Below are 19,263 nucleotides of genomic sequence, written 5' to 3'. Positions count from 1 at the left end.
TAGCGATCATAAGTGAGCTTCGATAGCTTGTCTAGCAACGCTAGAATCAAGAGATGACCACTCATGTGCGCAAGGAACGCAGGCAGCGCATCATCGACACCGCACGCGAACTCGCCGAAGCGCAGGGGTGGGAGGCGGTCACCGTGCGTCGTCTCGCCGAACGGATCGAATCCAGCCAACCCGTGCTGTACAGCCACTTCGCGGGGAAGTCTGCGATCGTCTCCGCGGTCGCGGAGCGGGGATTCGCCGAACTCACCGAGCTCTTGCGACAGGCGCGAGCCGAGGACTCCGACGATGCCGACCGACTGCGCGCGGTGTCGCGGGCCTACCTGGGATTCACGGCGGCCAACCCGGCGCTCTACGACGCGATGTTCCTGATGAACAGCGATCTCACCTTCGGACCGGAAGCGCCCCTGCCGCTGCGCGAGGCGTTCGGCGAGCTGGAAGCCATATTCCGCCCGTTCGTCGGCGAATCCGACCTCGGCGCTCGCGCCGAGATCGCCTGGAGCGCCCTGCACGGCCTGGCCACCCTCGAACGCGGATGTCGTCTCCGACCGCAGCTGCGACATCAGCGAGGTGAACTCTTGGTGGCGGCGTGGCTCGCCGCGGTCGGTGCGCGCTAGCGGCGGGTTCGCACCTTCCGGCTCTCGTCGATGAACACGGAGCGTGCTCGGTGACCGGCCGCGCACGTACGGGAGTCCGTGCCAGGAGTCGTGAGCCCGATGCCCGGACTGCTGCTGGGTCGGGGTGTCGGTCGCGCGGGGGTGGTGTCGGCGAGCGCGTCGAAGGCCGGTCGGCCGGTAGCGTGGGGTTATGGCTGATGTGGTGGTGGTCGGTTCCGGACCGAACGGGCTCGCCGCCGCGGTGATCCTGGCCCGGGCGGGGCTCGCCGTGGAGGTGTACGAGGCCGAGGATACGGCCGGGGGTGGTTCCCGCACAGCGGAACTGACCCTGCCCGGCTACCGGCACGACGTCTGTGCCGGCGCGCATCCGATGGCGGCGGCCTCCCCGTTCTTCCGGGCGTTCGATCTGCCCGCGCACGGCGTCGAGCTGCTCGCGCCGGAGGTCTCCTACGCCCATCCGCTCGACGGCGGCGTGGCCGGGCTGGCCTGGCGGGACCTGGAACGGACGGTCGAGGCTCTCGGTCCCGACGGCCCGACCTGGCGCAAGCTGTTCGCGCCGCTGGTGCGGCACTGGCCCGACGTGGTCGATATCGCGATGTCGGATCTGCGCCGCATCCCCTCCGGGCTCGCCACCGCGATCCGTTTCGGCCTGCGCACGGTGGAGCAGGGTACCCCGTTGTGGGACATCCGGTTCCGCGAACAGGTCGCACCTGCCCTCCTGACCGGCATCGCCACCCACGCGATCATCCCGCCGCGCGCGATCACGGCCGCTGGCGCCGCACTGCTGCTCGGCACGCTGGCGCATGCCGGAGGCTGGGTGATACCGCGCGGCGGCAGTCAGGCCATTCCCGACGCGCTCATCGCCGAACTCGAACGTCTCGGCGGCCGGGTGCACACCGGGCACCGGGTCGACTCGATCGACGAGTTCGCCGATGCCCGCGCGGTTCTGCTCGATCTCGCCCCTGCCGAACTGCTGCGGATCGCCGAGCACCGGTTGCCCGCGCGGTATGCGAAGCGGTTGCGGCGTTTCCGGTACGGCGGCGCGGCGTGCAAGATCGACTTCGCGCTCTCCGGGCCGGTGCCGTGGCAGGCCGAGGGCTGCGCGCTGGCCGGAACGGTCCACGTCATCGGCACCCGCGCCGAGGCCATGGCCGCCGAGCACGCCGTGGCCATGGGACGGCACGCCGAACGGCCCTATGTGCTGTCCATCCAGCCCGGTGTGGTCGATCCCACCCGCGCGCCCGCCGGCGGCCACACCTTCTACACCTACGCCCACGTGCCCAACGGCTCCACCCGCGATGTCAGCGAGGACGTGATCGCTCAGGTCGAGCGGTTCGCGCCGGGCTTCCGCGATCTGATCGTCGCCAGGAACGTGATCACCGCCGCGGAAATGCCCTCGCACAACGCCAACTACATCGGCGGCGACATCTCCGCGGGCGCGATGACGTTGCGTCAGTTCGCGTTCCGCCCCGCCCCGCGCTGGAATCCCTATGCCACACCGATCCCCGGTGTCTATCTGTGCTCGTCCGCCACGCCACCCGGCCCCGGGGTGCACGGCATGAGCGGGCTGCACGCCGCGCGCCACGCGCTGCGCGAACGCTTCACCATCCGCACAGATCCGCTCGACCTCTTACGCACTCCCGCTTTCCAGCACCGCTGAACGGCCCGTTCGTCGCCGGTCCCCGCACGGCTCGCGCGCCGTGCGAGGCGCCGTCCCCGATCTAGGCGGACCTATCCCTTGGCGAGTTCGGTGCGGTAGAGATCGGGTTCGAGGTAGATGACGCGCGCCGCGGGGACCGCCGCGCGGACGCGGGACTCGGCGTCATCGATGGCGTCGGCGATCGCGGCGACGTCGAGACCGGGCACCACGCCGATCTTCGCGGCCACGAGCAATTCGTCCGGGCCGAGATACTGCGTCTTGAGGTGGATCACCCGATCGATGCGGGTCTCGTCGACCAGGCTCGTCCGGATCCGCCGGTTCTCCTCCGGCGTCGCGCCCTCACCGATCAGCAAGCTCTGCATCTCCACGATGAGCACCACCGCGATGACGCCGAGCAGGCCGCCGATGGCCAGGGTGCCGATGCCGTCCCAGACCGGGTCGTCGGTGAGCATGGTCAGGCCGACGCCCGCGAACGCGAAGACCAGACCGATCAGCGCGCCGGTGTCCTCCAGCAGCACCACCGGAAGCTCCGGACTGCGCGAATTGCGGATGAACCGCCACCAGCTCGCATCGCCTTTGAGCGGCGCGGACTCGCGCACCGCCGTGGTGAAGCTGTAGGACTCCAACGCGATCGCGAGCACCAGGATGACGACCGCCACGATCGGCGAACTCAGCTCCTCGGGGTGCTGGATCTTGTGGATGCCCTCGTAGACGGCGTAACCGGAGCCGAGGGTGAACAGCACAAGCGCCACGATGAAGGAATAGAAGTAGCGGTTGCGCGCGTACCCGAACGGGTGCAGCTCGTCGGCTTCCTTCGCGGCACGCTGCTGCCCCAGCAGCAGCAATCCCTGGTTGCCTGTGTCGGCCACGGAGTGCACGGCCTCGGCGAGCATCGACCCCGAACCCGTGATCGCCGCACCGACGAATTTCGCCGCGGCGATCCCCGCGTTCGCGGTCAACGCCGCGATGATCGCCTTCTTGCCACCGCCAGCCGACATGGAAGCATGTCCTCTCTGTTTTCGAGATACCCGCGAACAGACTAGGGCACCTGGGGATAGGCGTTCCGGATCGGTCAGTCGGCCGCACCGACGCACGCGCAGAACAGCTGGACGCGACCGTCAACCGCCTGCGCGCGGATATCGGTGTCGGCGGCGGAGATCCACGCCGCGCCGCCGCGGGTGAGTTCCAGCGACGAGCCGTCGCGGAACAGGCGCACGGTTCCCGCCGTGCACAGCACGATGCCCGGCCCCGCCGCGGTCAGCGGCACCCGCGCGGACCCGGCGACCAGGTCGAAGCGGCGCAGCGCGAACTCGGGGGCGGGCGTCCGGTAGCGCACCGATCCGTCACCGGCCGGCTCGGGCAGCACCACCGGCAGGCCGATCGGCTCGAAATCCAGCACCCGCAACAGTTCCGGTACGTCGACGTGCTTGGGGGTGAGGCCGCCGCGCAGCACGTTGTCGGAGTTGGCCATGATCTCCACCCCCACCCCGCGCAGGTAGGCGTGCAGATTTCCGGCCGCGAGGAACAAGCCCTGGCCCGGCTCCAGCGTCACCCGGTTCAGCAGCAGCGCCGCCAGCACACCGGCGTCACCGGGGTAGGCCTCGGCCAATTCGAGCGTCGTGCGCGCCTCGGCCGTGAACTCGCGCGTGCCCTTGCCGGACAGATATCGCACGCAGCCGTCCAGCACTTCGGGCAGCAGCGTGGCGAGCACGTGCTGCGGCAGCGTGATCCAGGTGGTGAACAGGGTGCGCAGACCCGCGGAATCCGGCTGCGCGGCGAGGAGTTCGCAGTAGGAGCGCAACCCGTCCACCGCAAGCGCGCGCAACAATGCGACGGTGCGGTGCGGTTCGCGGAAACCGGCCAGCGCCTCGAACCGCTCCAGCGCGACGACCAGCTCCGGCTTGTGATTGTCGTCGCGGTAGTTGCGCAGTGGTGAATCCAGCGGCACCTTCGCCCGATTCTCCCGGTCGAAGCCGGCCCGCGCCTGCTCGGTGCTCGGGTGCGCCTGCAGCGACAGCGGCTCCTCCGCGGCCAGGACCTTGAGCAGGAACGGCAGCTTCTCGCCGAACCTGGTTGCGGCCGAGCCCAGCTCCCGGTCCGGGTCGGCGGCGATCAGTTCCAGCAGCGAGGTGGGGCTGTCCCCGATCTTGACGTACGCCGGGTCGGCCGGGTGGGCGCCGAACCACAATTCCGCTTCCGGATGCGCCGACGGCACCGGCCTGCCGCACAGCTGAGCGAGCGCGGTGCGCGAGCCCCAGGCATACGAGCGCAGCGCACCAACGAGTTCGTGCACTAGTAGCTTCCCCCGTACTGCCCCTGGCCGTCGGTCGCGGCGGTACGCGAGCCGATCAGCCGCAGGTAGGCGGCGGCCATCTCCAGTCGCAGCGCGAGCACCGCGAGCTGTTCGAGTTCGGTGCCGTTCGCCTGCGCGGGCTCTTCGGCGTGGGCCTGCGCGGGAGCGGCGGGGTCGGCCATCTCGGTGTGCAGCAGATCGACATCGGCGTTCACCAGGTCGGCGTCCACCAGATTCGGTCCACCACCGCCGAAGATCGCGACGCGGCGGCGCGCGGCCGCACGATCGCGATCGGCGCTGAGTACGAACACCCGGATGCGCTCCACGGGCGCGGGGCCGTCCAGCTCCTCGTCGTGGAACATCGGGTCGAAGCCGGGTGCGGGTTCGCCCGCCGCCTCGGCGATCCGGGTCCGCGCCGACACGGCCTCGGCCAGATCCACCGCGGTGGCCACCTTGCCCGCGGTCTGCAACAGCACCTCGGCGCCGTGCTCGGCCAGTTCGGCGGCGGCGGGTGAATCACCCGCGAGCACGATGCCCCGCTGCTGCATGCGGGCCGCCAGCGTCTTGGCGGGGTTGTGGAAGACCTCGTTGTGCGGGCCGTCGCGCAGCGCCTCCGCGTCCAGCACGTCGGCCAGTTCGGCGAGTTCGGGCACGGCGGATCCGGTGCGCTGGGGGTCGACCGCGCGCAGGACCGCGATTCCGGCGGCCAGAAAGCGCAACAGGCGGTTGTGCCCGAGCACCTGCACCCTCGGTTCCAGAACGGCGGCGCGACCGGCCGCGGCGGCGCGCAGCGGCCCCTCGTGCGGCGCGGCGACGACCACCTCGGCACCGCGGCGCAGCGCCCGGTCGACGGCATCGATCAGGCGGGGATCACCCGCGTCGTCGCCGGAGACCAGGACCACGTCGAGCGGCCCCACCCACGGCGGGAGGGCGGTGGCGGGCACGACGGGCAGGCCCGCGCGGTCCCCGAGTGCGGCCACGAGCAGTCCGGCGGCACGCGCGGCACGTCCGGAACCGGAGACCAGCACGACGCTGCGCGGCCGCAGATCGGCCAATCGGGCGAGCGCGTGCTCACCCACGGCGGCCGCGGTAGCGCGCACCTGGGCGCCGCCCGAGGCGGCCGAGCGAAGGGCGCCGCCTGCGTCGGCGGCCTCGAGTGAAGCGGCATCGTCGAGGTCGAGCACCGGTGTTCCAGCGATCATCGGGCGTCCCACCTCCCCTCATCGCGCTGTATCTTTTCCGCCCCCGCGCCCACCCGGTCCAGCTGCCACACCGAGACCGAGCCGGGCGAATCCAAGGCCTGTGATTCCACTATTCCAGTCAGGAGCGCACGATGCTCAGGATCTCGGTCACGAGTGCGTCTACTTCCTCCGCCGATCGGGCCTCGACATTCAGCCGGAGCAACGGCTCGGTGTTCGACGCGCGCAGATTGAACCAGGCGTTGTCGGCCAGCTGCACGGTCACCCCGTCGAGGCGGTCGACCGAGTGCGCCCGGTCCGCGAACGCGTCCACCACGGCCGATGTCCGCGCCGCGGCGTCGGCCACCGTGGAGTTGATCTCGCCGGAGGCCGCGTAGGTCGCGTAGGACGCCATCAGATCCGACACCGGCCGGTCCTTCTCACCGAGCGCGGCCAGCACGTGCAGCGCGGCGAGCATCCCGGAGTCGGCGCCCCAGAAGTCGCGGAAGTAGTAGTGCGCGGAGTGCTCGCCGCCGAACACCGCTCCGGTGGCGGCCATCTCCTGCTTGATGAACGAGTGACCGACCCGGGTGCGCACCGGCGTCCCGCCCAGCTCGTGCACCAGTTCCGGCACCGCGCGGGAGGTGATCAGGTTGTGGATGATCACCGCGCCGGGCTCCTTGCCCAGCTCGCGCTCGGCGACCAGGGCGGTGATCGCAGACGGCGACACGGGCTCGCCGTTCTCGTCCACCACGAAGCAGCGGTCGGCGTCGCCGTCGAACGCCAAGCCGATGTCCGCGCCGGATTCGCGGACCAGCTTCTGTAGGTCCACCAGGTTGGCCGGGTCGAGCGGGTTGGCCTCGTGGTTCGGGAAGTTGCCGTCCAGCTCGAAGTACAACGGCACGATCTTCACCTGGGGCAGCGCGCCGAGCACCGCGGGCACCGTGTGCCCGCCCATGCCGTTGCCCGCGTCCACCGCGATGGTGAGGGGCCGGATGCCGCCGAGTTCGACCAGGCCGCGCAGGAACTCCGCGTATTCGGCCAGCAGGTCCAGTTCGGTCGCGGCGCCGCGCTCGCCCCCGTACGCGGGCACGCCCTCGATCAGCTCGTTCTTGATGGTGGCCAGACCGGTGTCCTGCCCGACCGGAAGGGCTTTGGCGCGGCACAGCTTGATGCCGTTGTATCGGGCCGGGTTGTGACTGGCGGTGAACATGGCGCCCGGGCAGTCCAGGCGGCCGGAAGCGAAGTACAGCTGGTCGGTGGACGCGAGGCCGATGTGCACCACGTCCAGGCCCTGGCCGAGCGCGCCGTCGGCGAAGGCGGCCGACAGCTCGGGTGAGGAGTCGCGCATGTCGTGTCCGATGACGATCCGGTGCGCGCCCTCGGCGCGCATCAGCCGGGCGAAGGACGCGCCGACGTCCCTGACGAATTCCGCGTCGATCTGTTCACCGACCACACCGCGAACGTCGTAGGCCTTGATCACCGCGTTCACGAATTCGGCAGAGCGGGCGACTGTCATGCCCAACACCCTAGTGGTTGCGCCGGAGGGGTCCGACACCGTCCTCGTCGATCAGGACGGCGGGTCGGGCAGGACGCGCAGATGGCCGCGGCGACCCGTTCGCGTGGTACGCGGCGGCGGGGGAGAGTAGTCGTGGTAGCCGCGCTGCTCACGCTCCGGCGGGCGGCGGCGCAGCCCGGCCTCCCGCACCGCCTCGGCGAGCGCGGTCAGATCGTCGTCGTCCGGTGTGCTGGAGGAGAATCCGCCTTCGTGGCGAACCAGTTCCCAGCCTTTCGGAGCGGTGATGCGTGAGCCGTGCGTTTCGCAGAGATCCCAGGAGTGCGGTTCGGCGACCGTCGCGAGTGGCCCGACCACTGCCGTCGAGTCCGAGTACACATAGGTGAGCGTCGCGACGGCCGGATTCTTGCAGCCTGGACGGCAGCAACGACGCATGGGAATCACGCCGATGAGAGTAACCCCCCTGGCGCGTCGATGGGGACAGACACGCTCGAGGAATCTCGGTCCGCATGCCACGAAACGAGGGCAGCACGGCGTTCCGCAGGGCGCGCGACGCGCGCTGCGGCGTTGTGGACGACGTCCCCCGGACGCGCGGGCATCGGTGTCCCGGACGCGCGCGCGAGTGGTCTGTCGAGAGTGGAAGTGCAGGGTACCCAGCAGACGGCCGCCCTACACGTGCCCGCGCTTGCCCCGCAACGGCATTCGAGGACCGCCGCCGCGTGGATGGGTACGACTCACTCGGCTTCCGGATCGATCACGTCCGGGTCGACGCCCAGGTAGGTCGCGACCTGCTGGACCAGCACTTCGCGCAGCAGATCCACCAGATCGTCGGGGTCGCTGGCGCGTAGTTCCAGCGGCTTGCGGAACAGCACCACCCGCGCCCTGGTCGCCGCGCCGTGCCGGTCGACGCCTGCCGGGATGAGCCGGGAGAGCGGGACCGGGCCGTCGGCGACCACCTCGTCCGGCCAGGTGACCGAATCGGGGTGCAGCGGACGAATTTTCGGAACGTCGTCGACCGCGATGTCGAGTTTGGTGAGCCGGTCGTGCCAGCGGGAGTCCAAGGGGGCGAACGCCTCCAGTACCAGCCGGTCGAACTTCTGGCCGCGGGTCCGCCAAGCGGGAACGGTGGGTGGCAGCATCGGCCCGCGCACTCCGCGGCCACGGCGGATCACCGACCGCGCGGTGGGCGGTCGACGCTTACGGGAACGTGCCATGAGACAAAATCTAGGCCAGCGGGCCGCGGCCGTCCGCACCGAGGCGGTGGGAGAACTTCGGCCGTGTCGCGCGCGCCCGGAGCGCCCTGGTGGGCGGGCGGCTCCGGGCGCCGCGTACGTCTGTCAGCCGATGCCGCGCTTGAGGCGGCGGCGCTCCCGCTCGGAGAGGCCGCCCCAGATGCCGAAGCGCTCATCGTGCGCGAGCGCGTATTCCAGGCATTCGTCGCGTACCTCGCAGCCCATGCAGATCCGTTTGGCCTCACGGGTGGAGCCGCCCTTCTCGGGGAAGAACGCCTCCGGATCGGTCTGCGCGCACAGGGCGCGCTCCTGCCACTGCTCCTCGATGGATTCGAACATCTCGTCGAAGCCGGTCACGACCAGGCTGAGCCGGGGCGTCGTGACTCCGTCACCCCCCTCTTGGTCCTTCCAGCCGCCGTTGTCTGCGCAGACGCCACGTGCTGCGCCTGCTGTGGAATCGGTCGGCGAGACCATCTCGTTGGCCATCGCTCCGCCTCCTCACTGTGTGTTAGCGCAGAATGATTCTTTCCGTCGGACCAACACATGCACCGACGGCCATACCCCGCGACGTTGTCCCGCGGACGTCCCCGAGCTTGTCACACCGATGCGAACAGGTGTTCGAAATACCGTTCGCGCGTAGATCTCTCGCGCGAACCCGGAATGACATGACTGTGATTAGACACGCCGGACGCGTCGATGGTCAAGCCGCCGTCGCTATTCCGTTACTATCCGCACCCGCATTCCGAGACGATCTTGTGATCTGCAATAGCAAATAAACAGCAAATTTGCCGTGAACGGGAGCCGCCACGCCAGCGCATAGGCTGTGCGGATGTGACTGGACAACAAGCGGACGCCACACCCGCGAACGGACCCCGGGTCGCCGTGCTGGTCGGCGGCGTCGGTGGCGCGCGTTTCCTTCAGGGCGTCCGGGAGCTGCTGCCCGAGGCGGACGTCTCCGCGATCGTGAACGTCGGCGACGACGTCTGGATGCACGGCCTTCGGATCTGCCCCGACCTCGACACCTGCATGTATACCCTCGGCGGAGGTATCGATACCGAGCGCGGATGGGGCCGCGTGGGCGAAACCTGGCACGCCAAGGAGGAGCTCGCGAAGTATCGCGCCCAGCCGGACTGGTTCGGCTTGGGGGACCGCGATATCGCCACGCATCTGATCCGTACCGAAATGTTGCGCGCCGGATACCGGCTCTCGACGGTCACCGAGGCGCTGTGCAACAGGTGGCAGCCCGGCGTGAAACTGATCCCGGCAACCGACGATCGCTGCGAAACGCATGTCGTGGTGACCGATCCGGACAACCCTGGCGAACGGCGCGCGATCCATTTTCAAGAGTGGTGGGTTCGCTACCGCGCGAACATCGACACCCATGGATTCGCCACAATTGGCGCCGATGAAGCCAAACCTGCCCCAAATGTGATCGATATCATAGAATCCGCCGACGTGGTTCTCCTCGCTCCGTCGAACCCCGTCGTGAGCATCGGCGCCATTCTCGCCGTGCCCGGTATCCGCGGCGCATTGCGCACCACCCCGGCCAAGGTGATCGGCGTGTCCGGCGTGATCGACGGGAAGCCGTTGCGCGGTATGGCCGACGAGTGCCTGTCGGTGATCGGCGTGGAAACCACGGCCGAGGCGATCGGCCGGTACTACGGCGCCCGCTCGGCCACCGGAATCCTGGACGGCTGGCTGATCCACAGCACCGACACCGCCGAGGTGCCCGGAGTGGAGGTACGCAGCGTGCCCTTGTTGATGACCGACCCGCCCACCACCGCCGAAATGGTGCGTCAGGCGCTGGATCTCGCTGGAGTCGCCCTGTGAGCACATCGATCGACCACGCGGCCGGAGAGCTGCGCATCCTGCCCGTCACCGGCCTGCCCGAATTCCGCCCCGGCGACGACCTCGCCGAGCAGATCGCCCGCTGCGCGCCCTGGCTCGCCGACGGTGACGTGCTGGTGGTCACCAGCAAGATCGTCGCCAAGGTCGAGGGCCGCATCGTGGAAGCTCCGTTGGACCCCGAGGGGCGCGACGCCGTGCGGCGCGGGCTCGTCGACCAGGAGGCGGTGCGGGTGCTCGCGCGCCGGGGTCGCACGCTGATCACCGAGAACAAGCTGGGGATCGTGCAGGCGGCCTCCGGTGTCGACGGCTCGAACGTCGAACAGGGTGAGCTCGTGCTGCTGCCCACCGACCCGGACGCCAGCGCCAAGGCGCTGCGCGCCGCGCTCGCCGAACGGCTGGGCGTGACGGTCGCGGTGGTCGTCACCGACACGATGGGCCGCGCCTGGCGCAACGGGCAGACCGACGCGGCCATCGGCGCCGCGGGCCTGCGGGTGCTGCACGACTACGCGGGTGCGGTGGACGGCCAGGGCAACGAGTTGTTCGTCACCCAGGTGGCCGTGGCCGACGAGCTGGCCGCGGCCGCGGACCTGGTCAAGGGCAAGTTGGGCGGTGTCCCGGTGGCCGTGGTGCGCGGGCTGCCGATCGTCGACGACGGATCCGACGCCACCGATCTGCTCCGCGGCGGCACCGACGATCTGTTCTGGCTGGGCACCGCGGAGGCGATCGAACGCGGTCGCAGGGAGGCGATCCTGCTGCGTCGCTCGATCCGTCAGTTCTCCGACGCGCCCGTCGATCCGGAGCGGATCCGCTCGGCGGTGTCGATCGCGCTGACCGCGCCGGCCCCGCACCACACGCGGCCCGTGCGGTTCGTGTGGCTGCGCACGCCGGAGTTGCGCACTCGACTGCTCGAGGCGATGGCGCGGAAGTGGCGCGCGGACCTGACCGCGGACGGCCTGCCGCCGGAGCGGATCGAACGCCGGGTCGCGCGCGGGCGCATCCTGTTCGACGCACCGGAGGTGATCATTCCGTTCTGCGTGCCGGACGGTGCGCACGATTACCCGGACGAGCGCAGGCGGGCCGACGAGCGCACCATGTTCACCGTGGCGGTGGGCGCCGCGGTGCAGGGGCTGCTGGTCGCCTTGGCCACCGAGGGAATCGGCAGTTGCTGGATCGGGTCGACGATCTTCGCGCCCGAGGTCACCCGTGAGGTTTTGGGCCTGGCCGAGGACTGGAGTCCGCTGGGCGCCGTCGCCATCGGCCATCCACTCGAGGAGCTGACCCCGCGTCAGGCGCCCGGCGCGGGCTCCGGGCTGGTCGAGCTGTGATCGGACGAATCGCCTTCCGCGCCACGGCGGGTCACCGGTGAGCGCGGAATCGCTGCACGCCTCGGCGACCGAGCTGCTCGCGACCTGGGGTCCCGCGACAGATCCGGAGCGCTCCCTGCGCGAGGCGATGCTGGCCTTCCTCGGCTCCGCACCGCGTGGTTGCCTGCGCGAGCACGCGCCCGGGCACATCACCGCCTCCGCGGTGGTGTTCTCTCACGACGGTCGCGAGGTGCTGCTCACCCTGCATCCGCGGGTCGGGCGCTGGATCCAGCTCGGCGGCCACTGCGAGGAGGGGGACGAGACGGTCGCGGGCGCCGCGCTGCGCGAAGCGACCGAGGAGTCCGGCATCGCGGACCTGCGCCTGCATCCGGGCCTCTACGGCGCGCAGGCGCATCCCATCACCTGTTCGCTCGGTACGCCCACCAGGCACTTGGACCTCCTGTTCCGCATCACCGCCCCCGCGGGCGCGACCCCGGTGCGCAGCCACGAATCCACCGACCTGCGCTGGTGGCCGGTAGACGCCCTGCCCGCCGACGCCGACGTCCTCCTGCGGTGAGTTAGCCCTGTTCTCTCGAAGGCCGAGCCCCGGTCGGATGCCATCCGGCCGGGGCTTTCGTCGTCCGTCCGCGCCTCATGTTTACAAATTGACTCATTTGTATAGACAAGCGACAAATGTCCATCTATCGTCCATTGGTGAGGTAATGCACGTCACATCTGACGTGCCGTTCGGAATGGAGACAACGATGTCGACGCACGCCGACACGTCCGCACAGCCGGTGGAGGCACCGGATTGGCGGGACCGCAAGCGTTATATGTGGCTGTGGGGATTGTTCGCCCCGGCGGGACTTTTCCTCATCGGCCTGCCGTTGATCTGGGCGTTGAACGAGCTGGGCTGGCATCGCATCGCGCAGGTGCCGTTCTGGCTGGGGCCGATCCTGGTCTATGTGCTGATCCCGATCGCGGACATCTTCTTCGGCCCGGACGGCGACAATCCGCCCGACGAGGTGATGGAGTACCTGGAGAACGACAAGTACTACCGCTATCTCACCTACCTGTACCTGCCGTTCCAGTACGCCACGCTGGTGATGGCGGCCTATCTGATCACCGCCGACCACGTGAGCTGGCTCGGTATCGACGGCGGGCTGCACGTGGTGGACAAGATCGGCCTGGCGATCACCGTGGGCATGATCGGCGGCATCGGCATCAACACCGCGCACGAACTCGGCCACAAGAAGGTCGACCTGGAGCGCTGGCTGTCGCGCATCGCGCTGGCCCAGTCCTGCTACGGGCACTTCTACATCGAGCACAATCGAGGCCACCACGTGCGCGTCGCCACCCCCGAGGATCCGGCGAGTTCCCGGGTGGGCGAGACGTTCTGGGCTTTCTGGCCGCGCACCGTGTGGGGCAGCCTGAAGTCGTCCTGGCAGCTCGAGAAGGCCCGGCTGGAGCGGCTCGGCAAGAAGCCGTGGAGCCCGCGCAACGAAGTGCTCAGCGCCTGGCTGATGTCGGCGGCGCTGTTCGCGGTCCTGGTCGCGGTGTTCGGCGTCGAGTTGCTGCCGTACCTGATCCTGCAGGCGGTGGTGGGCTTCAGCCTGCTGGAGGCGGTCAACTACCTGGAGCACTACGGCCTGGTGCGGCAGCGCACGGCGAGCGGCCGGTACGAGCGGCCCGCCCCGGTGCACAGCTGGAACAGCGACCATATCGTCACCAACATCTTCCTGTACCACCTCCAGCGGCACAGCGACCATCACGCCTACCCCACCCGGCGCTACCAGACGTTGCGCAGTTGGGACGGCGCGCCGAACCTGCCGAGCGGCTACGCCAGCATGATCCTGCTCGCCTACTTCCCGCCGCTGTGGCGTCGTGTCATGGACAAGCGGGTGCTCGCGCACTACGACGGCGACATCACCCGCGCCAACATAGATCCGCGTAAGCGGGACAAGGTGCTGGCGCGTTACGGCGCCGCTCAGACGGGAAAGGCCACGGCATGAGCGTCCGAGGCCGGAGGTGGCGGCGAGTAGTGACCACCACGGAGGAGTCGGTCCGGGTCCGGAAGGAGGCGGCGTGAGCGCGTATCGCTGCCCAGTCTGCGACTACGTCTTCGATGAAGCGAAAGGCGCTCCGCACGAGGGCTTTCCGCCGGGCACCCGGTGGGAGACGGTGCCGGACGACTGGTGCTGTCCGGACTGCGGCGTGCGGGAGAAGATCGACTTCGAGCCGATGGGGAGTATGAAATGACCGAGTACAAGCTGTATCAGTGCATCCAGTGTGGCTTCGAGTACGACGAAGCCGAGGGCTGGCCGGAGGACGGCATCGCCCCGGGCACCCGCTGGGACGACATCCCCGACGACTGGACCTGTCCGGACTGCGGCGCCGCCAAAGCGGACTTCTTCATGGTCGAAATCGAACGGTCGTGAGATTTTGACTGCGGCAGGCGCCCGTGACAGTGTCGCGGGTATGCCGCGGAACGGAACCAGGATTCCCTACCAGGAGGCCGCGCGGGATCTGCTGCGGACGTCGGTCCTGGACGCGATGCGCGAGCTGCTCACCGAGCGGGATTGGTCCAAGATCACGCTCGGTGACGTCGCGACCAGGGCCGGCGTGAGCAGGCAGACGCTGTACAACGAATTCGGCTCGCGCAGCGGACTCTCCCAGGCCTACGCGCTGCGCTTGGCCGACTTCCTGGTCGATCACGTCGACGCGGCCATCAACGGCAATGTCGGTGACGTCCGCGCGGCTTTCCGCGACGGGATAACGAATTTCCTGTTCGACGCGGCGTCCGACCCGTTGGTGCAGTCGCTGGTGGCGGGCGAGGTCAAGCTGGATCTGCTGCGCCTGATCACGCTCGACGCGGGGCCGTTGCTGGAGCACGCGACCGAGCGGCTGTCGGGTGCCTTCCAGCACAGCTGGGTGGCGTCGACGGCGGCCGAATCCGACGTCATCGCGCACGCGCTGGTGCGAATCGCCCTCAGCTACATCCCCACTCCGCCTGGTCCTGGGCGCGACGCGCCCGAGGAGTTGAGCGCGCTGCTGAGCCCTTACGTCGAAGCGATCCTCGCCGCGCGGGTGCAGAGCTGAGCCCTGACGGGCAACCTGCTCGCGACCTGGCGCATATGCAGCACATTGAAAACAGACTGCCCGGCTTGTAATAGCGATCACGTTTCAACCGACGGCATCGTTGTAACGGACCACAACTCAGGAAGTATTCTCAGGCGACGGTGTTCGGGTCTTCTCTGAGTGGAGCAAAAGTGCAAACGGTTGGCAAACCGATGGGATCGGTCGATCCCAAACGCCATCTGTGGGTTCTCGGCTTGCTCGCGCCCTCGTCGGCATTACTGCCGTCACAACTGGTGCTGCACACCGGCTCCGCGGTCTTCTGGTGGATCGGTCCGATCATCGTGCTGATCATCATCCCGGTGCTGGACTGGGCGGTCGGCGTGGACGGAAGCAACCCCAGGGACGAGGACTACGAGCTGCTGTCCAACGATCGGTACTACCGGTGGTGCACCTATCTGATGCTCCCGGTCCAGCTGATCGGCTTGGTCATCGCGAGCTACATGTGGGCCGGTGACGAACTGAGCACGGTCGACAAGTTCGGTCTGGCCACCACCCTCGGATTCGTCAGCGGCATCGGCATCAACGCCGCCCACGAACTCGGGCACCGGGTCGAGCACATGGAGCGATGGCTGGCCAAGATCGCGCTCGCGCAGTCCGGTTACGGGCACTTCTTCGTCGAGCACAACCGCGGCCACCACGTGCGCGTGGCCACCCCGGAGGATCCGGCCAGTGCCCGGCTGGGCGAGTCGCTGTGGGAGTTCCTGCCCCGCAGCGTGTCCGGCAGTTTCCGCTCCGCGATCGCCCTAGAGCGCGAACGGCTCGCGCGCAAGGACAAGGGCTGGTGGAGCGTGCACAACCACATCCTGCAGGCCTGGTCGATGACGCTGGTGCTGTTCGGCTCCCTGATCGCGGCGTTCGGCTACCAAGTGCTGCCCTGGCTGCTGCTGCAGGCCGTGATCGGCTTCGGCCTGCTGGAGACGGTGAACTATGTCGAGCACTACGGCCTGCTGCGGGCCCGCCGCCCGAACGGCAGGTACGCCCGCTGCTCGCCGCGCGACAGCTGGAACAGCGACCATCTGGTCACCAATATCTTCCTGTTCCACCTGCAGCGCCACAGCGATCACCACGCCAATCCCGGCCGTCGCTACCAGACGCTGCGGACCTCCGAACAGGCCCCGCAACTGCCCGCGGGTTATGCCGCCATGATCGTGCTTGCCGCCATCCCGCCGCTGTGGCGCTGGATGATGGACGACCGCGTCCTCGCCCACTACGGCGGCGACATCACACTGGCGAACATCCAGCCGCGCAAGCGCCGCCGCATCCTGGCGGCCCGCGGGGTCACCGCGTAACGGGCGCATCGGTGCCCCGGCGCGGCCTCGGTCCGCGCCGGGCCGGGGGTAGAGGACGGCCGCGTAGTCCGCACCCGGCCGTGAGCGACTAGCCTTGCCTCGGTACTTGCCGAACCAGGAGAGGCTGATGACCACCTCAGAACTTCCCGCACGCACGTCGTTGACCGCCGATGTCCGCAACGGCATCGACTACAAGGTGGCGGATCTGTCGCTGGCCGATTTCGGCCGCAAAGAGATCCGCCTGGCCGAACACGAGATGCCCGGTCTGATGGCGCTGCGCCGTGAATACGCCGAGGTGCGGCCGCTGCAGGGCGCGCGCATCTCCGGCTCGCTGCACATGACCGTGCAGACCGCGGTGCTGATCGAGACCCTGACCAGCCTCGGCGCCGAGGTCCGCTGGGCCTCCTGCAACATCTTCTCCACCCAGGACCACGCGGCGGCCGCCGTCGTCGTCGGCCCGAACGGCACCGTCGAGGAGCCCAAGGGCACCCCGGTGTTCGCCTGGAAGGGCGAGACGCTGGAGGAGTACTGGTGGGCCGCCGAGCAGATGCTCACCTGGCCGGGTGAACCGGCCAACATGATCCTCGACGACGGCGGCGACGCCACCATGCTCGTGCTGCGCGGCGCGCAGTTCGAGAAGGCGGGCGTGGTGCCGCCCGAGGACGAGGACCACTCGGCCGAGTACAAGGTCTTCCTGAACCTGCTGCGCGAGCGGTTCGAGACCGACCGGGGCAAGTGGAGCAAGATCGCCGAGTCGGTGCGCGGCGTCACCGAGGAGACCACCACCGGCGTGCTGCGGCTCTACCAGTTCGCGGCGGCGGGTGAGCTGGTGTTCCCCGCGATCAACGTCAACGACTCGGTCACCAAGAGCAAGTTCGACAACAAGTACGGCACCCGCCACTCGCTGATCGACGGCATCAACCGCGGCACCGACGTGCTCATCGGCGGCAAGAAGATATTGATCTGCGGCTACGGCGATGTCGGCAAGGGTTGCGCGGAATCGCTTGCCGGACAGGGCGCCCGGGTGCAGGTCACCGAGATCGACCCGATCAACGCGCTGCAGGCGCTGATGGACGGCTACGACGTGGTGACCGTGGAGAACGCGATCGGCGAGGCCGACATCGTCATCACCGCGACCGGCAACAAGGACATCATCACCCTCGAGCACATGAAGGCGATGAAGGACCAGGCCATCCTGGGCAACATCGGCCACTTCGACAACGAGATCGACATGGCGGCGCTGGAGCGTTCCGGCGCAACGAAGTTGACCATCAAGCCGCAGGTCGACCTGTGGACGTTCAAGGAGAGCGGCCGCTCGATCCTGGTGCTGTCGGAGGGGCGTCTGCTCAACCTCGGCAACGCGACCGGCCACCCGTCGTTCGTGATGTCCAACAGCTTCTCCAACCAGGTGATCGCCCAGATCGAGCTGTGGACCAAGCCCGAGCAGTACGACAACGAGGTCTACCGGCTGCCGAAGCACCTGGACGAGAAGGTCGCCCGCATCCACGTCGAAGCGCTCGGCGGCGAGCTCACCAAGCTCACCAAGGACCAGGCCGAGTACATCGGCGTCGACGTCGAGGGCCCGTACAAGCCGGACCACTACCGCTACTGAGCGCGCCGCCGGGTGTCCCGTCCGCTTCCGGCGGCGGACATCCGGCTCGCCGGGCAGCCCCGGCGCACCCGGCCTGGGCGCCCGGCATCCTCGCTGGTCAGTCGGTGCGAGCGCCGGTTAGCGGGCGGGGTAGTCTGCCTGGTCATGGGAGTGCTGATAGCGGTCGAGGGGCTCGACGGCGCCGGCAAGCGGACGCTGATCGAGCGGGTTGTCGCCGATCTGCGGGGGCGCGGGCTGCGCGTCGCGACGGTGGCCTTCCCGCGCTACCGCGTCTCGGTGCACGCCGATCTTGCCGCCGAGGCGCTGCGTGGCGCGCACGGCGATCTCGCGGGCTCGGTCAGCGGCATGGCCCTGCTGTTCGCGCTGGACCGCGCGGACGCGCTGGACGAACTGTCGAAGCTGTTGGCCGACAACGACGTTGTACTCCTGGATCGCTACGTCGCCTCCAACGCCGCCTACTCGGCCGCTCGCCTCGGGCAGTCCGCCGACGGTGAAATCGTGGACTGGGTGGGCGAATTGGAGTTCGGCAGATTCGCGCTGCCCGTGCCTGCCCTGCAGGTGTTGCTGGACGTGCCCACCGAACTCGCGGCCGAGCGTGCCCGCAAGCGTGGCGAACTCGACGCCGAGCGCGCCCTCGACGCCTACGAGCGTGACGGCGGTCTGCAGCACCGGACCGGCGCGGTGTACCGTGAGCTGGCCGAACGCGACTGGCGCGGACCCTGGTGGACATACCGATCCGACGACGGTCCGGCTGAGCTGGCCGCGCGGATCGCCGAAATCGTTGGTCGATAAGGTTGGCTGTGCCGTGGGTTCGCACCAGTGTTGGCGTGGCGGCCCGATCCTGGCCTGGGAGATGACAACATAGTAGTTATGAAGCCGAAGATTCTGGTCGTCGACGACGATATGGCACTCGCCGAGATGCTCACGATCGTCTTGCGCGGGGAAGGGTTCGACCCGCACGTGGTCGGCGACGGCACACAGGCCCTGGCGGCGGTTCGCGAGATCCGCCCCGATCTGGTGTTGCTGGACCTGATGCTGCCCGGCATGAACGGCATCGACGTGTGCCGTGTGCTGCGGGCCGATTCCGGGGTTCCGATCGTGATGCTCACGGCGAAGACCGACACGGTCGACGTCGTGCTGGGTCTGGAATCGGGCGCCGACGATTACATCGTCAAGCCCTTCAAGCCGAAGGAGCTCGTCGCCCGGGTGCGGGCGCGCCTGCGCCGGACCGAGGAGGAGCCCGCCGAGCTGCTGTCGATCGCCGATATCGTGATCGATGTGCCCGCGCACAAGGTCAGCCGCGGCGGCGCGCAGATCTCGCTGACGCCGCTGGAGTTCGACCTGCTCGTCGCCCTGGCTCGTAAGCCGCGTCAGGTGTTCACCCGTGAGGTCCTGCTCGAGCAGGTCTGGGGCTACCGGCACGCCGCGGACACCCGCCTGGTGAACGTCCACGTGCAGCGGTTGCGGGCGAAGGTGGAGAAGGATCCCGAGAACCCGGAGATCGTGCTGACCGTCCGCGGTGTCGGTTACAAGGCCGGACCGCCGTGATCCATGGCGTGATCACGCGTCT

At 68.9% G+C, this 19,263-nt stretch carries 20 protein-coding genes; 13 read left to right on the top strand and 7 right to left on the bottom strand.

Annotated features, from left to right (window positions below; all coding sequences use genetic code 11):
- The first annotated feature begins 53 nt into the window (after window positions 1-53).
- Window positions 54-623, top strand: a complete 570-nt coding sequence (locus ACZ6DL_RS31130; RefSeq protein WP_466056437.1) for a TetR/AcrR family transcriptional regulator — start codon at window positions 54-56, stop codon at window positions 621-623.
- Window positions 624-813: 190 nt separating this feature from the next.
- On the top strand, window positions 814-2,283 hold the full coding sequence (locus tag ACZ6DL_RS31125; protein ID WP_466056435.1) for a phytoene desaturase family protein: 1,470 nt from the start codon (window positions 814-816) through the stop codon (window positions 2,281-2,283).
- Window positions 2,284-2,354: 71 nt separating this feature from the next.
- Here the strand turns inward: ACZ6DL_RS31125 and ACZ6DL_RS31120 are convergent, their stop codons facing one another.
- The 7 genes from ACZ6DL_RS31120 to ACZ6DL_RS31090 form a co-directional block, all read right to left on the bottom strand.
- Window positions 2,355-3,281, bottom strand: a complete 927-nt coding sequence (locus ACZ6DL_RS31120) for a cation diffusion facilitator family transporter (RefSeq protein ID WP_466056433.1) — start codon at window positions 3,279-3,281, stop codon at window positions 2,355-2,357.
- Between the two features lie 74 nt (window positions 3,282-3,355).
- Window positions 3,356-4,576 (bottom strand): mannose-6-phosphate isomerase, class I, encoded by a 1,221-nt coding sequence (manA, locus tag ACZ6DL_RS31115; RefSeq protein WP_466056431.1) that lies wholly within the window; start codon window positions 4,574-4,576, stop codon window positions 3,356-3,358.
- The gene (locus ACZ6DL_RS31110; protein WP_466056429.1) at window positions 4,576-5,778 is read right to left on the bottom strand and encodes a serine/threonine-protein kinase; all 1,203 of its coding nucleotides are present in this window, start codon (window positions 5,776-5,778) and stop codon (window positions 4,576-4,578) included. The genes manA and ACZ6DL_RS31110 overlap by 1 nt, the downstream gene beginning before the upstream one ends.
- A gap of 118 nt (window positions 5,779-5,896) precedes the next feature.
- Complete coding sequence (locus ACZ6DL_RS31105) at window positions 5,897-7,273, bottom strand: phosphomannomutase/phosphoglucomutase (RefSeq protein WP_466056427.1); 1,377 nt, start codon at window positions 7,271-7,273, stop codon at window positions 5,897-5,899.
- Window positions 7,274-7,324: 51 nt separating this feature from the next.
- Entirely contained in the window at window positions 7,325-7,705 is a 381-nt protein-coding gene (locus ACZ6DL_RS31100) for a DUF3499 domain-containing protein (protein ID WP_040869368.1), read from the bottom strand.
- A gap of 299 nt (window positions 7,706-8,004) precedes the next feature.
- Entirely contained in the window at window positions 8,005-8,484 is a 480-nt protein-coding gene (locus ACZ6DL_RS31095; protein ID WP_168434228.1) for a metallopeptidase family protein, read from the bottom strand.
- 123 nt (window positions 8,485-8,607) lie between these two features.
- Entirely contained in the window at window positions 8,608-8,841 is a 234-nt protein-coding gene (locus ACZ6DL_RS31090; protein ID WP_029901515.1) for a WhiB family transcriptional regulator, read from the bottom strand.
- A 492-nt stretch (window positions 8,842-9,333) separates the two neighbouring features.
- On the opposite strand from ACZ6DL_RS31090, the gene cofD reads away from it, so the two are divergent.
- From cofD to mtrA, 11 genes are all read left to right on the top strand, one after another.
- Window positions 9,334-10,332, top strand: a complete 999-nt coding sequence (gene cofD / locus ACZ6DL_RS31085) for a 2-phospho-L-lactate transferase (RefSeq protein WP_466056425.1) — start codon at window positions 9,334-9,336, stop codon at window positions 10,330-10,332.
- Window positions 10,329-11,675 (top strand): coenzyme F420-0:L-glutamate ligase, encoded by a 1,347-nt coding sequence (locus ACZ6DL_RS31080; RefSeq protein ID WP_466056423.1) that lies wholly within the window; start codon window positions 10,329-10,331, stop codon window positions 11,673-11,675. The genes cofD and ACZ6DL_RS31080 overlap by 4 nt, the downstream gene beginning before the upstream one ends.
- Before the next feature lie 37 nt (window positions 11,676-11,712).
- Window positions 11,713-12,231, top strand: a complete 519-nt coding sequence (locus ACZ6DL_RS31075) for an NUDIX hydrolase (RefSeq protein WP_466056421.1) — start codon at window positions 11,713-11,715, stop codon at window positions 12,229-12,231.
- Window positions 12,232-12,418: 187 nt separating this feature from the next.
- On the top strand, window positions 12,419-13,666 hold the full coding sequence (locus tag ACZ6DL_RS31070; protein WP_466056419.1) for an alkane 1-monooxygenase: 1,248 nt from the start codon (window positions 12,419-12,421) through the stop codon (window positions 13,664-13,666).
- A 73-nt stretch (window positions 13,667-13,739) separates the two neighbouring features.
- A complete protein-coding gene (locus ACZ6DL_RS31065; RefSeq protein ID WP_040869243.1) occupies window positions 13,740-13,913 on the top strand; it encodes a rubredoxin in 174 nt (57 codons plus the stop codon).
- Entirely contained in the window at window positions 13,910-14,092 is a 183-nt protein-coding gene (locus ACZ6DL_RS31060; protein ID WP_040869242.1) for a rubredoxin, read from the top strand. The genes ACZ6DL_RS31065 and ACZ6DL_RS31060 overlap by 4 nt, the downstream gene beginning before the upstream one ends.
- 40 nt (window positions 14,093-14,132) lie before the next feature.
- Entirely contained in the window at window positions 14,133-14,753 is a 621-nt protein-coding gene (locus tag ACZ6DL_RS31055; RefSeq protein ID WP_391464519.1) for a TetR/AcrR family transcriptional regulator, read from the top strand.
- Between the two features lie 191 nt (window positions 14,754-14,944).
- Window positions 14,945-16,081 (top strand): alkane 1-monooxygenase, encoded by a 1,137-nt coding sequence (locus ACZ6DL_RS31050; RefSeq protein ID WP_466056416.1) that lies wholly within the window; start codon window positions 14,945-14,947, stop codon window positions 16,079-16,081.
- Between the two features lie 127 nt (window positions 16,082-16,208).
- Window positions 16,209-17,693, top strand: a complete 1,485-nt coding sequence (ahcY, locus tag ACZ6DL_RS31045; RefSeq protein WP_062973810.1) for an adenosylhomocysteinase — start codon at window positions 16,209-16,211, stop codon at window positions 17,691-17,693.
- A gap of 144 nt (window positions 17,694-17,837) precedes the next feature.
- Window positions 17,838-18,485 (top strand): dTMP kinase, encoded by a 648-nt coding sequence (locus ACZ6DL_RS31040; RefSeq protein WP_466056414.1) that lies wholly within the window; start codon window positions 17,838-17,840, stop codon window positions 18,483-18,485.
- Window positions 18,486-18,563: 78 nt separating this feature from the next.
- Window positions 18,564-19,241 (top strand): MtrAB system response regulator MtrA, encoded by a 678-nt coding sequence (gene mtrA / locus ACZ6DL_RS31035; RefSeq protein WP_039800350.1) that lies wholly within the window; start codon window positions 18,564-18,566, stop codon window positions 19,239-19,241.
- Window positions 19,242-19,263: the final 22 nt, after the last annotated feature.

It is taken from the genome of Nocardia sp. NPDC041819, from assembly GCF_055590505.1.
This window is presented reverse-complemented; position numbering and strand designations above follow the sequence as displayed.

Bases quoted from the DNA above. Each gene is read 5' to 3' on its own strand.
- ACZ6DL_RS31130 (WP_466056437.1), top strand. From the start codon at position 54: ATGACCACTCATGTGCGCAAGGAACGCAGGCAGCGCATCATCGACACC.
- ACZ6DL_RS31125 (WP_466056435.1), top strand. From the start codon at position 814: ATGGCTGATGTGGTGGTGGTCGGTTCCGGACCGAACGGGCTCGCCGCC.
- ACZ6DL_RS31120 (WP_466056433.1), bottom strand. From the start codon at position 3,281: ATGTCGGCTGGCGGTGGCAAGAAGGCGATCATCGCGGCGTTGACCGCG.
- ACZ6DL_RS31110 (WP_466056429.1), bottom strand. From the start codon at position 5,778: ATGATCGCTGGAACACCGGTGCTCGACCTCGACGATGCCGCTTCACTC.
- ACZ6DL_RS31105 (WP_466056427.1), bottom strand. From the start codon at position 7,273: ATGACAGTCGCCCGCTCTGCCGAATTCGTGAACGCGGTGATCAAGGCC.
- ACZ6DL_RS31100 (WP_040869368.1), bottom strand. From the start codon at position 7,705: ATGCGTCGTTGCTGCCGTCCAGGCTGCAAGAATCCGGCCGTCGCGACG.
- ACZ6DL_RS31095 (WP_168434228.1), bottom strand. From the start codon at position 8,484: ATGGCACGTTCCCGTAAGCGTCGACCGCCCACCGCGCGGTCGGTGATC.
- ACZ6DL_RS31090 (WP_029901515.1), bottom strand. From the start codon at position 8,841: ATGTTCGAATCCATCGAGGAGCAGTGGCAGGAGCGCGCCCTGTGCGCG.
- ACZ6DL_RS31070 (WP_466056419.1), top strand. From the start codon at position 12,419: ATGTCGACGCACGCCGACACGTCCGCACAGCCGGTGGAGGCACCGGAT.
- ACZ6DL_RS31060 (WP_040869242.1), top strand. From the start codon at position 13,910: ATGACCGAGTACAAGCTGTATCAGTGCATCCAGTGTGGCTTCGAGTAC.
- ACZ6DL_RS31055 (WP_391464519.1), top strand. From the start codon at position 14,133: ATGCCGCGGAACGGAACCAGGATTCCCTACCAGGAGGCCGCGCGGGAT.
- ACZ6DL_RS31050 (WP_466056416.1), top strand. From the start codon at position 14,945: ATGGGATCGGTCGATCCCAAACGCCATCTGTGGGTTCTCGGCTTGCTC.
- ahcY (WP_062973810.1), top strand. From the start codon at position 16,209: ATGACCACCTCAGAACTTCCCGCACGCACGTCGTTGACCGCCGATGTC.
- ACZ6DL_RS31040 (WP_466056414.1), top strand. From the start codon at position 17,838: ATGGGAGTGCTGATAGCGGTCGAGGGGCTCGACGGCGCCGGCAAGCGG.
- mtrA (WP_039800350.1), top strand. From the start codon at position 18,564: ATGAAGCCGAAGATTCTGGTCGTCGACGACGATATGGCACTCGCCGAG.